General features: G+C 72.5%; 14 protein-coding genes and 1 pseudogene. 5 read left to right on the top strand and 10 right to left on the bottom strand.

Annotation, left to right across the window (positions count from 1 at the left end; genetic code table 11):
• Positions 1–29: 29 nt before the first annotated feature.
• Positions 30–1,058: an alcohol dehydrogenase catalytic domain-containing protein gene (locus QSK45_RS12125; RefSeq protein ID WP_285555995.1), complete on the bottom strand. Its 1,029-nt coding sequence runs from the start codon at positions 1,056–1,058 to the stop codon at positions 30–32.
• A gap of 123 nt (positions 1,059–1,181) precedes the next feature.
• On the opposite strand from QSK45_RS12125, the gene QSK45_RS12120 reads away from it, so the two are divergent.
• Entirely contained in the window at positions 1,182–2,078 is an 897-nt protein-coding gene (locus QSK45_RS12120; RefSeq protein ID WP_285555993.1) for a LysR family transcriptional regulator, read from the top strand.
• A gap of 46 nt (positions 2,079–2,124) precedes the next feature.
• On the opposite strand, the pseudogene QSK45_RS12115 reads toward QSK45_RS12120, so the two are convergent.
• Positions 2,125–2,394: pseudogene (locus tag QSK45_RS12115) on the bottom strand (alpha/beta hydrolase); the annotation flags it as partial.
• A 31-nt stretch (positions 2,395–2,425) separates the two neighbouring features.
• On the bottom strand, positions 2,426–2,854 hold the full coding sequence (locus tag QSK45_RS12110; RefSeq protein WP_285555991.1) for a hypothetical protein: 429 nt from the start codon (positions 2,852–2,854) through the stop codon (positions 2,426–2,428).
• A 52-nt stretch (positions 2,855–2,906) separates the two neighbouring features.
• Between QSK45_RS12110 and QSK45_RS12105 the strand changes: the two genes are divergently transcribed.
• Entirely contained in the window at positions 2,907–3,170 is a 264-nt protein-coding gene (locus QSK45_RS12105) for a hypothetical protein (RefSeq protein ID WP_285555989.1), read from the top strand.
• Positions 3,171–3,223: 53 nt separating this feature from the next.
• Here the strand turns inward: QSK45_RS12105 and QSK45_RS12100 are convergent, their stop codons facing one another.
• The 3 genes from QSK45_RS12100 to QSK45_RS12090 form a co-directional block, all read right to left on the bottom strand.
• The gene (locus tag QSK45_RS12100; protein ID WP_285555988.1) at positions 3,224–3,418 is read right to left on the bottom strand and encodes a hypothetical protein; all 195 of its coding nucleotides are present in this window, start codon (positions 3,416–3,418) and stop codon (positions 3,224–3,226) included.
• A gap of 640 nt (positions 3,419–4,058) precedes the next feature.
• Positions 4,059–4,790, bottom strand: a complete 732-nt coding sequence (locus tag QSK45_RS12095; protein WP_285555986.1) for a hypothetical protein — start codon at positions 4,788–4,790, stop codon at positions 4,059–4,061.
• Positions 4,791–5,025: 235 nt separating this feature from the next.
• The gene (locus QSK45_RS12090) at positions 5,026–6,327 is read right to left on the bottom strand and encodes a YncE family protein (protein ID WP_285555985.1); all 1,302 of its coding nucleotides are present in this window, start codon (positions 6,325–6,327) and stop codon (positions 5,026–5,028) included.
• 331 nt (positions 6,328–6,658) lie between these two features.
• On the opposite strand from QSK45_RS12090, the gene QSK45_RS12085 reads away from it, so the two are divergent.
• Positions 6,659–7,303, top strand: a complete 645-nt coding sequence (locus tag QSK45_RS12085; protein WP_285555983.1) for a TetR/AcrR family transcriptional regulator — start codon at positions 6,659–6,661, stop codon at positions 7,301–7,303.
• Positions 7,304–7,616: 313 nt separating this feature from the next.
• Here the strand turns inward: QSK45_RS12085 and QSK45_RS12080 are convergent, their stop codons facing one another.
• Together QSK45_RS12080 and QSK45_RS12075 are read right to left on the bottom strand one after the other, a co-directional pair.
• The gene (locus tag QSK45_RS12080; protein WP_285555980.1) at positions 7,617–7,784 is read right to left on the bottom strand and encodes a hypothetical protein; all 168 of its coding nucleotides are present in this window, start codon (positions 7,782–7,784) and stop codon (positions 7,617–7,619) included.
• A gap of 372 nt (positions 7,785–8,156) precedes the next feature.
• Positions 8,157–8,375: a hypothetical protein gene (locus tag QSK45_RS12075; protein WP_285555978.1), complete on the bottom strand. Its 219-nt coding sequence runs from the start codon at positions 8,373–8,375 to the stop codon at positions 8,157–8,159.
• A gap of 519 nt (positions 8,376–8,894) precedes the next feature.
• Between QSK45_RS12075 and QSK45_RS12070 the strand changes: the two genes are divergently transcribed.
• Complete coding sequence (locus tag QSK45_RS12070; protein ID WP_285556329.1) at positions 8,895–9,731, top strand: class I SAM-dependent methyltransferase; 837 nt, start codon at positions 8,895–8,897, stop codon at positions 9,729–9,731.
• A gap of 791 nt (positions 9,732–10,522) precedes the next feature.
• Here the strand turns inward: QSK45_RS12070 and QSK45_RS12065 are convergent.
• Both QSK45_RS12065 and QSK45_RS12055 read right to left on the bottom strand, forming a co-directional pair.
• Positions 10,523–11,491, bottom strand: a complete 969-nt coding sequence (locus QSK45_RS12065) for a TIGR01777 family oxidoreductase (RefSeq protein ID WP_285555976.1) — start codon at positions 11,489–11,491, stop codon at positions 10,523–10,525.
• 753 nt (positions 11,492–12,244) lie between these two features.
• The gene (locus tag QSK45_RS12055) at positions 12,245–12,952 is read right to left on the bottom strand and encodes a carbon-nitrogen hydrolase family protein (RefSeq protein ID WP_285555975.1); all 708 of its coding nucleotides are present in this window, start codon (positions 12,950–12,952) and stop codon (positions 12,245–12,247) included.
• Between the two features lie 522 nt (positions 12,953–13,474).
• On the opposite strand from QSK45_RS12055, the gene QSK45_RS12050 reads away from it, so the two are divergent.
• A complete protein-coding gene (locus tag QSK45_RS12050) occupies positions 13,475–14,554 on the top strand; it encodes a PP2C family protein-serine/threonine phosphatase (RefSeq protein ID WP_490993552.1) in 1,080 nt (359 codons plus the stop codon).
• The last annotated feature ends 57 nt before the right edge of the window (positions 14,555–14,611 follow it).

Raw genomic sequence — 14,611 nt, 5'->3', positions numbered from 1 at the left:
GCTGGGCACCCGCCGGGAGAAGGGTCTGGCTACTCGCCGCCGGCGGTGTCCAGGACGATACGGAAGCGGGGAGATCCGGAGCGCAGCCGGGTGACGGCTTCGCCGGCCTTCGCCAGCGGCATCCGCTCGATCACGGGGCGCATGCCCGTGGTGACGGCGAAGGCCATGGCTTCCTCCGTTTCCCGCGGGCTTCCGGTGAGGTGCCCGGTGACCGTGTGGCCGTTCATGACGAGTCGGGCCGCCGGGACGGTCACGGCGCCCGCGTCGACGCCGACGAGGGTGAGCTGCCCGTGCACGTTCAGGCCGGTGAGCAGTTCGTCGACGGGGGCGGTGGAGGCGGCGGTGCAGACGATGAGGTCGGCGCCGCCGAGTGCCTTCAGGGCGGCGCCGGCCGCCTGGGCGGCGCTGTCGATGTAGTGACGGGCGCCGAGGGCCAGGGCGAGCGGTTCGCGGTCCGCGCCGCGGGCGATGGCGACCGTCTCGTGTCCGAGCTTCGCCGCGAACTGGACGGCGAGGTGGCCCAGGCCGCCGATCCCGAAGACGGCGACGCGTCCGCCCGCGCGGATACCGGCCCCCCGCACCGCGTTGAAGGTGGTCACTCCCGCGCAGCCGAACGGTGCCGCGTCGAAGAGGTCGAGTCCGTCGGGGACGCGCGCGAGCGCGTCGGCGGGCACGGTGATGCTCTGGGCCCAGCCGCCCGGGTAGGACAGACCGGGAATCCTGCGTTCGGGACAGTGGACGACGTCTCCGTCGCGGCAGTACGCGCAGTGGCCGCAGCTGCCGCCGAACCAGCCGACGGCCACGCGGTCCCCGACCGCCCAGCCCTCGACCTCGTCGCCCAGCTCCGCGATCACGCCGGCGACCTCATGGCCGGGGGTGACGGGGAAGGCGGTGCCCCTGCCGGTGGCGGTGGCCGTTCCGATGTCCGCGTTGCACACGCCGCTCGCCACGACGGACACCCGGACCCACCGGACGGGCGGCGATGCCGTCCCGGCCGTGGCGGGGCGCAGGGGGCCACGAGGCTCGGTCACGACCATGGTCACGGCAGTGTCTGACATGGCGCCTTTCCGTTCCGAAGACTGAGATCTATAGCCAGTGGTTATGCTCATTCAGCAGGAGCTCCACCGTAAGCAGGGGAAACCCAGCCCGGTAGGAGACATCAGTGAATGGAGCGATAAGCGATGGCTATGGGGACGGATCGCCTGAATCTCGAAGGGCTCCGGTATGCGCAGGCGGTCGCGGAGACCAAGTCGTTCAGCGCCGCCGCGCGCGCCTACGGGGTCACCCAGCCCGCTCTCTCCAACGGCATCGCCAAGCTGGAGGAGCGCCTCGGCGACAAGCTGTTCGACCGATCGCCGCGCGGAGTGACCCAGACCGCGTTCGGCGGCAGGATCCTGCCGCTGATCGAGCGCGCCCTGGCCGCGCTCGACGCCGTCGCGGCGGAGGCCAGGCGGCTGACCGAACCCGGTGAGCAGAAGATCCGCATGGGCGTCTCGCCCCTGATCGGTGCCCACCTGGTCGCACGGGCGTTCGCCATGGTCCAGGCCCTTCCCGCACCCCGGGACCTCGTGCTGCGCGAGGCGAACATGCACGACCTGCGCGAATGTCTGCTGGCAGGCCGGCTCGACATCATCCTCATCCCGGCCGTGTCCGCGATGCCGCGCTTCGAGCACCGCGTCATCGACGTCGAGCCGGTCGTCGTCGTCAGCCCCGACACGGCGGAGGCGACCCCCGTCGAACTCTCGGAGGCCGGCAAGGAGCGGTTCATCCTCGTCCCCGACACCTGCGGTCTGACCACGTTCACCACCCAGCTCTTCGAGGCACACGAGATGCCTCTCGACAGCTATCCGGGCGAGGCCGCCAGCTACCGGGTCCTGGAGGACTGGGCGAAGCTCGGCCTGGGCTCGGCGCTGGTCCCCCGCTCCAAGCTCACGTCGCCCGACGTCTGCCACCGCCCTCTGCTGGACCGGGGCCGCGAGGTACAGATCTCCTTCGAAGCGGTCTGGAGCGCCGACTCCCCGCTCGGCCCGGACCTGCTGCGCCTCGCCGACGGCCTCGCGGCCGCCCGCCGCTGCTGAACTCGAACCGGTGATGCGGGAGCGGCTGACGCGGCCCCCGGCTTCCGACCCCGTCCAGAACCGCCTGCCATTCCGGGACGGTCCCGCGAGCCACGAGTGCCTGGAAACCGGCGACCGGCGGGGCCGGCTCCTCCCCGGCCGCCACGCGAACCCGGTTCTCGATCGCGATCCGGTCGTACCCCTCGTCCACCGGTCGGTCGCCATGGCCAGGCACGTCCACCGCCACCACCGAGACACCGCGCTCCACCACGCAGCGACGCGCACGGGCCACGATGCCGGGAGCCTTCCTGCGCCGGCCGCCGCCGTGCCCCGTCAGGACGAGGGCCGAGTACGTGCCTGGTGGGGCACTAGTCGCGCGTCGGCGGCCGTTCGCCCCTGTTCACGAGCCAGCAGAACACGGCCGCGCCGACGGGTGTTCCGAGGAGGAAGCCTGCGGGGACACCAAGGCTGTGGTCGGCCACCACCGAGAAGGCCCGCTCCGCTGTCGCGGCGACGAGCAGGGCGACCGCGGTCAACGTGAGGAGGCCGGCGGCGGCAGCGCGCCGACGCGGCGGCCCCGGTGGCCTCGCCCTGTACAGCTCGCCCGCGGGCTCGGCCGCGAACATGGAGGTCATGGCGGCGACGAAGGAGAGGTCGGGCAGCCACCCGAACGGCCACGCCACCAGGGCCATGAGCGCGCAGAAGGCGAGACCGACGAGTTGCCGCAGGACGATGGACTTCGCCAGGCTCCACGGCCGCCGGATCGAGCCGCTCGCACCGTCCTCCTCGTCGACCACGCCGAAAGAGTAGCCGCAAGCGGGGCGACCGTCGCCTGCTGGGGTACCGGCCGTGCGCCTTGACGTGCGCGACTCCAGCGCCGTCGGCGGTCACCTGGGTCAGGACACCACGTCGGCCGGCTTCGTGGTCCGCGACCTCACCCCGGCCGAGCCCAGCCCCGACCCGGAACCGGGAGGGCTCATGGACTCGGCCTGCGCCGACCCGGCCGGCCAGCTCACCGGAATCCCGCTCACCCAGGTCGGGACGTGCGTCCCGGCTCCGGTGCGGCTCATGCACGACTTCTGGGCCACCCTCCACCAGGCCATCGACGACTGACCACGCGGTCGGGGCACGGCGTGCTGGTCGAGTGCGTTCCTTTCGCCGCGTCGTCAGGCCGCGTCCGTCCGCCCAAGTCCTCCGTGCGGCACCGGTCCGGCAGGGGCGAGGCACGGCGTCCTGTCGTCGGCGGTGCGACGCCGGCGGAGCAGGACGGCCACGGCGAGGGCTGTGACGACCGCGGTGACGGCGCCGCCGAGCAGGGAGGCGTGCAGTCCGGTGACGAACGCGTCCTGGGCCTGGTGCATGGCGTGGGGGCCGGCCGCGGCGGCGCCTGCCGGGGAGGCTGTCGCGGTAGCCGGCGGTCAGCCAGGACGAGCAGGCCGAGCGCGATGCCGCCGAGCGTGACAGGGTGGCTCCGGCCGTTGACCGGGGCCTCGATCACCGCGTGGACGAGGGCCGCGATCCCGGCCGCCACCAGGAGCGCGCCGACCACGTCCAGCGGCGCCGGGCGGGAATCGGCCGATTCCGGCACGAAGGCCAGCGTGCCGACCAGCGCGACCGCGGACAGCGCCACGTTGAACCAGAACACCGACTGCCACGGCCACCACTCCAGCAAGGTGCCCGAGGCGCTGATCCCTCAGCCGAGAGCTGGCTCACCCATCCACAACCTCCCCGGACAGAACAACGAGCCCCACGGCGCGCCGACCGTCCTCACAGGGGCGGAACGGCTGCCGATGCGGCCTGCCACTCATCGGTCCAGGCATCACCGTCGCCTTCCTGGCCGGCGTCACGATCGTCATCGGACACGTCGGCGGCCGCGTTCCCGGTGAGGAGGCGCCGAAGCGAGCCGGGCCCGAACCGTCGATGCCGCGCTCCGCACGACGGCATCCGGCGACACCGTCCCTCCCCCGGCCCGGTGCGTACGGCGGCCTCGCCACGACGCGCTCAGCCGACGGCCGCCTCGTCCGGGCCCACCGGGTACGTCTCCAGGTCCGGCGCGGCCAGCAGTTCGGCGATGAGCCGCGCGGACCCGCCGACGTAGGTGCTGGTCAGGTCGACGTCCCCGCCCAGGCACCAGGCGTGGTCCTCGGGCCACCACAGGTCGGGCAGCTCGGCGAACTCGTCCAGGGCCACCGGCGACACGGCGTCGGCCAGTGCGCCGGACAGCAGCAACTCCTCCCGACCGGGGGCCGTGAACGCCGGCAGCCCGTCGAAGTCCCGGCGGCCGTAGCCGTTCCAGAGCCCGAACCAGCACCGCTCCGGGGTCGCGGTGTGCCGGGCCAGCACAGGGATCAGCGCCTCGGCGACGGCAGGCGGAGTCGGCCCCTCCCAGGGGTGCTCGTCCCAGACACCGGGCATGCCGTACTCGGCGGCGTTCAGGTAGTCGGGACCCATCCCGACGACGTCGTACCAGGGCGTGCCCGGCGTGACGCGGGTGCCGTGGGCGGCGGCCACCGTGGACCACCGCACCGGCCGCTCCTCCAGCCCCGCCGGATGCGGGACCCGGACGTAGGCGTCGAAGCCCGGCGCGCACACGCCCGCCACCGTCCCGAACGCGGCGGGCCCTCGGGCGCGTTGGGCGAACCGGAGCGCGGGAGAGAGGTCGTCCGTCCGCACGCGCAGGCGTCCGTACCGTTGAGGGGCGGGCTGCCGGTGCGCCGGCCGCGGTTCGTCCATCCGCACATTCTGCCCGGGTCCGCGACCGCTCCGCCGGGGAGGTTCGGCAGGGGTCGCGCGGCCCGGTCGGCGATCCGCCCGCCGCCCCGGGGAGCCGCCCAGTGGCAGCGGTACGCGCGGGGGACGGGCGGCGGCCTCGACGATGAGGTCGTGCAGCCGGGACGCTGCCGGTCGGCGCCGGGGACAGCGACGCAGGGCGACCTCGCGCGCCCTGCGTCCCTGGATCGGACGGAGGTCAGCCGGCGGGGCTGGTCCAGTCGGCGGGGATGTGGGCGATGCGGACCCGCTGGGGGTGGTCTCCGACCGGTACGGAGGCGACCTTCTGGCCCGTGGCGAAGTCGATGGCGGTGACCTTGTCGGCGCCGCTCTCGGAGATCACGCAGTCGCGGCCGTCGCCGCTGACGGTGGCCCAGTAGGGCTTGGAGGCGGGGACGAGCGGGCCTTCCTGGAGGCTGGTGCGGTCGACGATGGTGGCGTAGTCGTCCATGGTGCCCGCGATGCACAGCTTGCTGCCATCGGGGTTCATGGACATGCCGTGGTGACGCGAGTCGTTGACGAAGGTGGTGCGGTCGTCGCTGGTGGCGGGGTTCTCGGGCAGGGTCTTGATCCGGGTGATCTTGTCGGTCGCGACGTCGTACTCCAGGAAGCCGTTGAAGTAGGAGACCTGGAAGTACAGCTTCGAGAAGTCGGGGCTGAACACCGCGGGACGGACGGCGTTGGACAGGTCCTTGCGGCCGAAGGCATCCAGGCGCGAGCGCATGTCGATGGTCTTGACGACCTTGTAGGTGCTCGCGTCGACGACGGTGATGTGCCGGTCGCCCTTGGTCCAGTCCATGGACGGATCGTCGAAGGCGGTCTCGACGTTGCCGATGGACATGTTCCAGATGTACGCGCCGCCGTCGGTCCAGATGTTCTCGTGCGGCTTGTCGCCGGTGCTGAAGGAGCCGAGTTGCCTGCCGGTGTTGATGTCCAGGACGTAAACCGTCTTGCTGAGGGAGGCCGAGACCGCGACCTTGGTGCCGTCCGGGGAGACGGCCATGTGGTCGGAGCGGTAACCCGCCACGGGGAAGCGCCAGTTGACCTTGCCGGTCGTCAGGCTGATGGACACGACGTCACCGAAGCTGGGCCGGGAGGCGACCAGGGCGCTGCCGTCGGGTGTGGAGTACAGGTCGTCGACGAGCTGGTCGTGGCCCTCCCCGGCGGTCGCCCGGATGCCCAGGTACACGGCCAGGTTGATCGGGTTGGTGTAGATGGCGGCGAGGCGCTCGACCTTGTCGGGTACGACGTTGATCCGGCCGATCTCGGCGAAGTCGCCGCTGGGGTTGATGACGTCGGCGGTGCCGTCCCAGTTGTTGCCGACGAACATCACCTCGCGCAGGGCGGGGGCAGCGTGGGCGGTGTTCGTCGAGACGGCGGGCGCGATGACGCCGGCGGCCAGAGCGGCGGCCGCGGCGATGTTCCGCAGACGCCGGCGCCCGAGGCTGTCGTGCCCGGTCCGTGCGGGGGCCGTCCGGGCAGGGGTACTCGCAGCGTGCATGCTTGCTTCTCCCAGGGTGAGTGCCCGCGAGGGGGCGGGAACGCGGAGCGGTTCCGTTCCGGGTCGACGCACACGCCCGTCCGCACAACAGGGCGCGTTGCACGCGGATCGCGGCGTCGGTGGTCGGCGATCGGTGGCAAGGAGCGAACGGTGACAAGGAGCCTGAGCATGGCCGGCCCGGGTTCCGCCGGCCTTGTGGGCCGTGCGCGGAACCTCCGGCCAAATCTGAGTATCGCCGTATTCGAACTTTGGTTACTGGATGGTAGGGAGGGGGGACGTCCGCCGCAAGACCGGTGCGGGAGGATTCTGCGTATCACCTGATGGAGGCACAGTGGCGGGCAGGATCACCCCGGCGGAGGGCCGATACGGAGGCAAGGACGCGACCGAGCGACGTGCCGAGCGCCGCAGGCGCTTCCTGGAGGCGGGCCTGGAGATGTTCGGCGCCGTCCACGGCTACCGAGGCACCAAGATCGCTGACCTGTGCCGGGCCGCCGGGCTGTCGACCCGTCAGTTCTACGAAGAGTTCCACACACTGGAAGACGTGCTGTGCGAACTGCACCTGTACGTCAACGACGTCGCCGAACAGGCCGTGCTCGACATCCTGCCCGCCATCCAGGACAGGCCGCCGCGCGACCGGGTCGTCCAGATGCTCCGCGCCTACGTCAAGGGCGCGGCCTCGGACCCGCGCCATGCCCGGATCGCCTATGTCGAGATCGTCGGCGTCAGCCCCCGCCTGGACCGCCAGCGCCTGGATCGCCGATCGGTCTGGATCGACCTGCTGGGCCGACAGGTCGACGACGCCTTCGAACGCGGTGAGCTTCCCCCCGACGACTACCGCATCGCCGCCGCCGCCTTCATCGGAGCCGTCAACGGCCTCATGCACGACTGGGTCGTCGGCTGGGTCGACGCGACGATGGAGGAGATCACCGACGAGTTGATCAAGATCGTCTTGGGCCGTTACCGGATCACGGAGTGACCGGTGACGGCCCGGCCGCATCCGAACCGATGACGCACCGATGACGCACCGAAGGCCCGGCTCCGACACCGGCCTGCGGGCACCCTCGGCCGGGTCCGTCGTCTGCTGGGGCCCGGACTTCCCGACCGAGCGGGTCGACGCGGCCAAGGTGTGCCGTCGCGTGCTTTTAGGTCGGTGCACGGGGCAGGATGCGTCGACGGATCACTCCGTCAGACCCGTCCTCCGCGCATGTCGTTCTTCGCTGTCGGCGCCCGCAGCCCGGTCGAGGATCAGCAGGAGACGCGCGGCGCGGGAGTTCGGGGACCTTGTCGTATCACTCGGCCGGCGTCCAGGGCGGGGCGGGGGTCGTGTTGTCCCCGCCGCAGCTCCAGCACTCGAACTCGTCCGGCAACTCGTACTTGTCGGCCCACCACGACATGACCGGCTCGCCCCACATGACGCACTCGGCACCGCACCACCCGCACACGAACGCGAAGTCCATGCTGCTCCTCCCCCACCCGGTCGTCTCGGTCAGCATGCCCGCGGCGCGCACCGCGGGCCGGACGGGCTCTCGCGAACCGGTCGCCCCGCCCCTCGGCAGACTGCCGTCACGCTTGCCACCGGCCCCCACAGCCCTACCCTGCCGGCAGGCATCGGTCACCCGGGCAGGGCGGTACGGACGACGGAGACCGCCGGCCTCACGCGCGGAAGCTCCGACGGAAGACGGTTCCAGGCAGGTCCGGTGACCGTTGGTCAGCCGCCTCCACCGGCCAGGGCATCGCTTGGACTCAGGGAAATCCGGCCGCTGCGTCCCTTTGACGGCCGACACCCACCCCGTGTCCGTGCCGGCACCCCCGCCCCGGCACCGCCGCCGCTACGCCGCGGCCCCCGGTCCCGCTTGCCTCGGATCTCCCGACGGCCGCGTCAGCCCGTCGTCCCCGGCCGCCCGACGTCCCGGCTCCGTCTCGTCCAGCTCCCAGTAGTGCCGGCACTCCTCGCACCGCGGCCCGTTCTCCCCCGGTTCGAGGATCTCCCCGTTCGGGCAGTCCGTGCCGTCGCCGCGGCCCGCGCACGCTTCCCTGACGTCCCCCATGGTCCGACGGTGCCCCGCTCGCCCGAAGACTCGGGAGAGGGCCAAGGGGGGCGCACAGGCGCTCGCCTCCGGCACCGCGCCTCAGCACCCGCCGGCAGTCCCACCGGGTCCTTCCCGTGGCCGGCCATGCCGTTTGCCAGGGCTTCGACCTCCCGGGTCCGCCGGGCGGTGTCCCCCGCCGTGATCCGTCGCCCCACGGGCGCCGACACCCCGCCTGGCGCGAAGAGGTGGTGAGCGCGTAGACGTTCGACCCTCCGTCAGGCGCTGGAAGCGCAGGAGGATGCCGACCGGACTGGCTGGTTGTGTTCGTGAGAACGGGCGCTGGTCCACTTTGTGTGGTCGCGTGCGCAGGGTGACCGCTGATCCTCTTCCAAGGACGGTTCTCGTGGTCGCAGGCGGTCGGTACGCGCATGACCGGCCGGCCGCGAACGAACCTGGCACCACTCGTCAGGCGCCTTGGAATCGACCATCTAGGCTGGCGCGGTGACTGATGAACGGCAGCGGATACGGCCGTCGGGAGTGTGGGCCACGGCAGTGGGGGTGGCCAGGGTGCGGGCGTTGGAGACCGAGCGGGAGAACGCGCTGTTCCGCGACCCACTGGCACGTGCCTTCGCCACCGCCGGCGGGCTGTGGCCCTCCTCGCCGCCGCCCGATGACGAGGCCGCGCGGCGCCGGCGGCTGGCCGTGTCGTTCTCCGTCGTCATCAGGACGAGGTTCCTCGACGACCTGTTGCAGCAGGCCTGCGCGTCCGGGGTCCGGCAGGTCGTGCTGCTCGGCGCCGGCATGGACAGCCGGGCCTTCCGGATGGACTGGCCCGAGGGCACCCGGCTGTTCGAGGTCGACACCGCCGCCCCACTGGACTTCAAGGCTTCGGTGCTGCGTCAGGAGCGGGCCGTCGCACGCTGCGAGCGGATCACCGTCGCGGTGGATCTGCGCGAGGACTGGCCAGGCGCGCTGGCCGCCGCGGGGCACGACCCGGCCGTGCCGACCGCGTGGATCGCCGAAGGACTACTGATCTATCTGCCCGAGGATGCGGTGGAACTCCTGCTGGCCCGGATCAGCGCACAGTCGGCGGCAGGCAGTCGGATGGGGCTGACGTTGGGCTCGCGCGGCGTGATCAAGCGCTTCAGCGCCGACGCCGCGCCGGGATCGGCGGCGTCCATGTGGGTCTCGGAGATGCCCGACGACCCGGTGGGCTGGCTGGCCGGGCACGGCTGGGAGGCCGACAGCCACACCCTGCGCGAGCGCGCCGCCGCCTACGGCCGCCCCATCAGCACCCCGCCGCAGCGCGAGGAGCGGCCCGGCGGCCTGATCTCGGCGGTCCGCCGGCAGCGCGCCTCCCGGTTCCCCGGATGACTGGCTCCCAGGGGGCCTGATGAGTGGCGGCAGCGGGTTCATGCGCGCACCGACCGCCCACGGCCACGGGAGTCCACCCGAAAGCGGGGCGAACGCACTGCTCCTGCCTGCGCTTTCCGCGCGACCTGCCGACAGCGGGCAAGTCCGTCGTGGTGCCGTTCCTGGTGCGGGGGTTCGTCTGCGAGGAGGAGACCCGCGAGTGACCCTCGCCGAGCAAGTACCCGGTCCCACCCGCGGGTTCGCGTGACGGGCCGAGCGGCTGCGGTCGACGCTGGTGCCGGTCGGTCCCGCGCTCGCGGGCCGGCCCGGCGCCCGGATGACGGACGCCTTCGAGGTTCCGGTCAGCCGGAACGCCCTGCTGCGGCTGATCGCGGCCGCGCCGGCTTTCGGTTGCTCCGCAAGCGCGTGAGGGGACCGGCTCCAGCGAGCAAGGGCGTCTGCCGGATCCTCGGCGTAGCGGTCGGCGTGGACGGCGATCCGGTGCCGGCGGTCGGCCCGTGGTGTGAACACGCGGCCCGTCTCGGAGCGTTCTTCGGACGACGGCAGCAGCGGGCGCTCGTCCTGGGGGTACTCGTCGATCGCCCGAGCGTGCGACCCGATCCGGCGCCTGCCGTCGTCAGCTCGTGCGACTCCGCCGGTGACTCGACCTCGGGGCGGGGTGAGTGGCTGCTGCGGAAGCGGCCGGTCCGGCCCCGAGTCCGCCTTCTCATCGGCGCCGTCGGTGCCGGGCCGGCAGCGGAAGCCTCGATGGCGACGTGCGGTGCGGAACCGGCCCCTGCCTCCCGAATCGTTCATCGGCGCGCCGGGGAACCGGCCCCGACTCGTTCGCGCACACGACGCACCAACTCGTCAGCGGCCTGCGGCCACCTGGGGTACCGGAAGTCGAAGTCGGCCCGGGTCAGTCGGCCCGGGACGACACGACGGCTCTTCAGGAGCAGTTCGGTGTCGGAACGCAGAGCGAACGCACCGATCTCGGCCATCCACTTGGTCGCCGGGAGACCCACCGGAACACCCCAGGCGGAACGCAGAGCGCGCATGAACGCGCGCTGCGGCAGGGGGTGGGGAGCCGCCAGGTTCACCGGCCCGGTGATGTCCTCACGGTCCATCAGGAACTCCACGGCGCGTACGAAGTCGTGTTCGTGGATCCACGACACGTACTGCGCTCCGCCGGCGACCGGGCCGCCGAGCCCCAGGCGGGCCAGTCCCAGCAGTACGGCGAAGACCCCGCCGGGGTCCGGGCTCATCACCATGGCCGAGCGCAGGGCGACCTTGCGCGTGGCCGGTGTTTCGGCCTGCCGCTGAGCCCGCTCCCATGCCTTGGCGATAGCGACGCTGTACGCCCAGTAGTCCGGGACGCCCGCTTCGGCCCCGCCGATCACGCCGGTGGCCTCGTCGTTGGGGGCGTCGAGGCGATGCGCGTACACCGTGGCCGTGCTCATCTGCAACCAGACCCGAGGAGGACGGGCAGCGTCCGCGATCGCGGCGCCCACGACTCGTGCGGAGTCGACCCGGGAATCCATCATGTCCCGCAGATTGGCCGCCGTGTACCGGCAACTCACGCTGCGGCCGGCCAGGTTGACGACGACATCGCTGCCGTCGACCGCCTCCGCCCACGGCCCCAGGGTCTTACCGTCCCACGCGACCTCGCCCTCCCGCCGGGGGCGTCGGGTGAGGACCACGACCTCGTGGCCGGCGGCGCCGAGCGCGCGCTTCAGCACACCACCGACCTGTCCGGTCCCTCCAGGAATCACGATCTTCACGGCTCCCCCTCCTTCGTCTCGGGGCGAGCCTAGACCACGGAGTTGAACGCGTTCAAAATTGGCGGGCGTGATCCACGATTTCGAGTCATCCCCACCGCGCGGCGCACGACGCTGGACGCCATCGGCTCGTCGCACCGCCCGCCGGGACCCAGCCGGCCAGGGGGCGGCTTCGGGTGCCGGGGACCGGCACCGCCCGGCCGTCGCCCGCTCCGCCATGGGCCTGGCCGACGTGCCTGCTCCTCTCGCGCGATCCGCGGCCACCTGCGCCCTCGGCGGACCCGTGCGGTCATCCAGCAGCCATCGGACCAGATCGGCCACCGTCCGCGCCGGGGCCGCCGAGGTGGTCGCCCGCCCGGCTTCGATGCGGGCGCCCGCAAGCGGCGCAACACCGTCGAGCCGGTGCGTCAACGGCCTCGACGTGTGGCGTGACCTGGCCACGGTGCTTCTCCTGCCCGCATGGACCGGGGGCCGAAGTCTTCCAGGGCCGAGTCGATCGCGGCGACGCGCGGGAGACGGCAGACCACCGTGCTGACACGACCTCGGCTCCCATGACGGGCCCTGGTTTCCCCCCTCGCCGCCCTGGTCCGCGACACCCCGCGATCCCCGCGCTCGACGACCGCGTTCGCATCCCGCGGACACCGGCGAGTCACGCGTGAGGCACACGCGTCGGGGCCGGAAGCTGCCGTCGGCCGGTGCGGGGACGCGCCCTGGACGCCTCCGCCGCCACCCCCGGGGTGGCCACGGCCATGACCGTCAGCCGAGGGTCACGGTCACCACGGCGCCGGGCTCGGGGCCTGCCTGCGCTACCGGCGAACCATCGGGTGACCACGCCCCGGAGCCGCCGGAGGTCTCCCGGTACTCGCCGCTCGGCCCCGCCGCGGTCGACAGCACGACCCATACACCGTGCTCCACTGCCCGCTCCCGCATATGCGCGTCCCGGCGGGCCGACTGCTCAAGGCCCGCTCCGTAAAGCGTGCTCGCGACGTACGCGTCGATGCCCAGGGCCGCTGTCTCCGCCGCGTGTCGCGGCACCGCCGCGTCGCGGCACACGGCGAGCCCCAGCCGCCACCCGTCGATCTCCACCACCGCGGGCTTCTCGCCCGGGGTGAAGCGGAGCCCTTCCGCCCCGTGCAGGTGCATCTTCGCGTACGCCGGCGCCGCCCCCTCGCCCGTGACGGCCAGGGTCGCGATGTACTCGCGCCCGTCCTCGCCCCGCCAGGGAGCGCCGACCAGTGCCTTCGCTCCCGTCCTGCGGCACGCGTCGACCAGGGGGGCGAGCCGGGGGTCGTCCGCGGCCACGGCCGGCGCGGCGAGGTCATAGCCTGTGAGCGAGAACTCCGGGAACACGACCAGCCGTGCCTCCGCGCGCAGCACCGCCTCGGAGTGCGCAGCGGCGTTGGCGGCGACGTCCAGGTCGACGCAGCGGGGCTGGGCGACGGCGACGGTCAGCGGTCCAGGCACACGGCACTCCGGGTCAGGCGGGGAGGACGGAACGCCGACAGCCTAATCCTGTGCCCCGGAACTCCGCCTTGAGGGCCCGGACAAGCTTGGGGTGGCGGACGAGAAAACCGGTCGCCCCCCCACGCTCGGGGCCGCTCCCGCGGCGGTCCGAGCGCCAACGTCCACCTGTCGGCGACCTCCACGCCCGGCCGCCTCTGCCCTCACGGTCACTGTCGGAGGGGCCGGTGACGCGCCTCGGTCACCGCCGTGACGGCCGCGCCGGGAGTGCCCGGTCGTCCCGCAGTCGCGGACGACCGTTCGTGATCGCGCGCCCGCCCCGCTCACCGAGACGTCGGGGCTCCGTACGAGAAGTCGCTCTCCGACCCGCGCGGTTCCAGGAAGTCGGGACGCGTTCGCCGTGCGGGCCGGCCCGGCGGCTCCTGGGTGTGCCAGGTGGAGGGCCGGCCTGCGGGAGGGCAGGCTAGAGGTATGCGCCGGCTCTCGCGCTCGTCTCCCGGAACGGGGCCGGGCGGCCATAGCAGGGTGGTGTTCACCCTGGCGCAGTGTGTGCCCTTCGTGATCGCGCTGGGTGTGCTGGGTGTCGAGCTGTCGCCTGGCCACGCCCTGGTCACCGGCCCTCTGCTGACCTCGGTACCGGCGCTGGCCGCGTTGGCGATGGGCCCGGGAGGCACCCTGTCCGCGGTGGCCGTCGCCCTGGCGGTCGACGTCACCACCGCCACCTACAACCATGCGTGGGCCACCCCTCAGGTCTTCGGCAACTTCCTGGGTCTGCTGGTGGTGTCCGTGGCGAGCGTCATCCTGAGCAACGCGGTGCGCACGCGCAGGCAGAGCCAGCTTGATCAGGTCCGCCGGATCGCTGTGGCGGCACAGGAGGTCATCCTGCGGCCTGTTCCCGCGCGGCTGGGCCCGGTGCGGGCGGCCAGCCTGTGCCTCGCGGCCGGGACGGGGGCGCAGGTCGGCGGTGATCTCTATGAGGCGGTGCCGACCCCGCACGGCGTCCGGCTGATCGTCGGGGATGTCCGGGGCAAGGGTCTGAGCGCCATTCGCGCGGTTGCGGTGGTCCTGGGTGCCTTCCGCGAGGCCGTCCACTATGAGGATGAACTGGTGGAGGTCATGAACCACTGCGCGGCCGCGCTGCGGCGGGAGGTCGCCACCCCCGGTGCGTTCGCGCAGGAAGCCGTGCTGGAGGGATTCACCACCGCCCTCCTGGCCCAGGTTCCGGACGAACCCGTGGTGCACCTGGTCAACCGCGGCCATCCGCCTCCGATGCTGCTGCACCGGGACGGCGTCCAGGCCCTGATGCCCGACTGCCCACTGCCGCCTCTCGGTCTGGAAGACCTGCTCGCCGATCCTCCCGCCAAGCCCGACAGCCATCCGTTCGTACCTGGGGACCGGCTGCTGCTGTACACCGACGGCGTCATCGAGGCCCGTAACCGCGACAACGAGTTCTTCCCCCTCTCGGAGGCGTTGGAGAAAATCCACGCCGGAACTCCGCAGGGGTTTCTGGAACAACTGCACCAGCACTTGCTCCACCACACCGAGGGCCGCCTGACGGACGACGTGGCGATGATCCTCATCGAGCGGCTCGGCAGGGTCGTCTGACCGGGTTACTCCCCTGATGCCGAGCCGGAAGCCCCCTGAACCGGGCCCGACCGGCCA

The sequence above is a fragment of the Streptomyces hygroscopicus subsp. hygroscopicus genome, from assembly GCF_030269125.1.
Taxonomy (GTDB): Bacteria; Actinomycetota; Actinomycetes; order Streptomycetales; family Streptomycetaceae; genus Streptomyces; species Streptomyces hygroscopicus_C.
The sequence above is the reverse complement of the archived record's forward strand: the minus strand, read 5'-3'. Positions and strand labels throughout refer to the sequence as shown.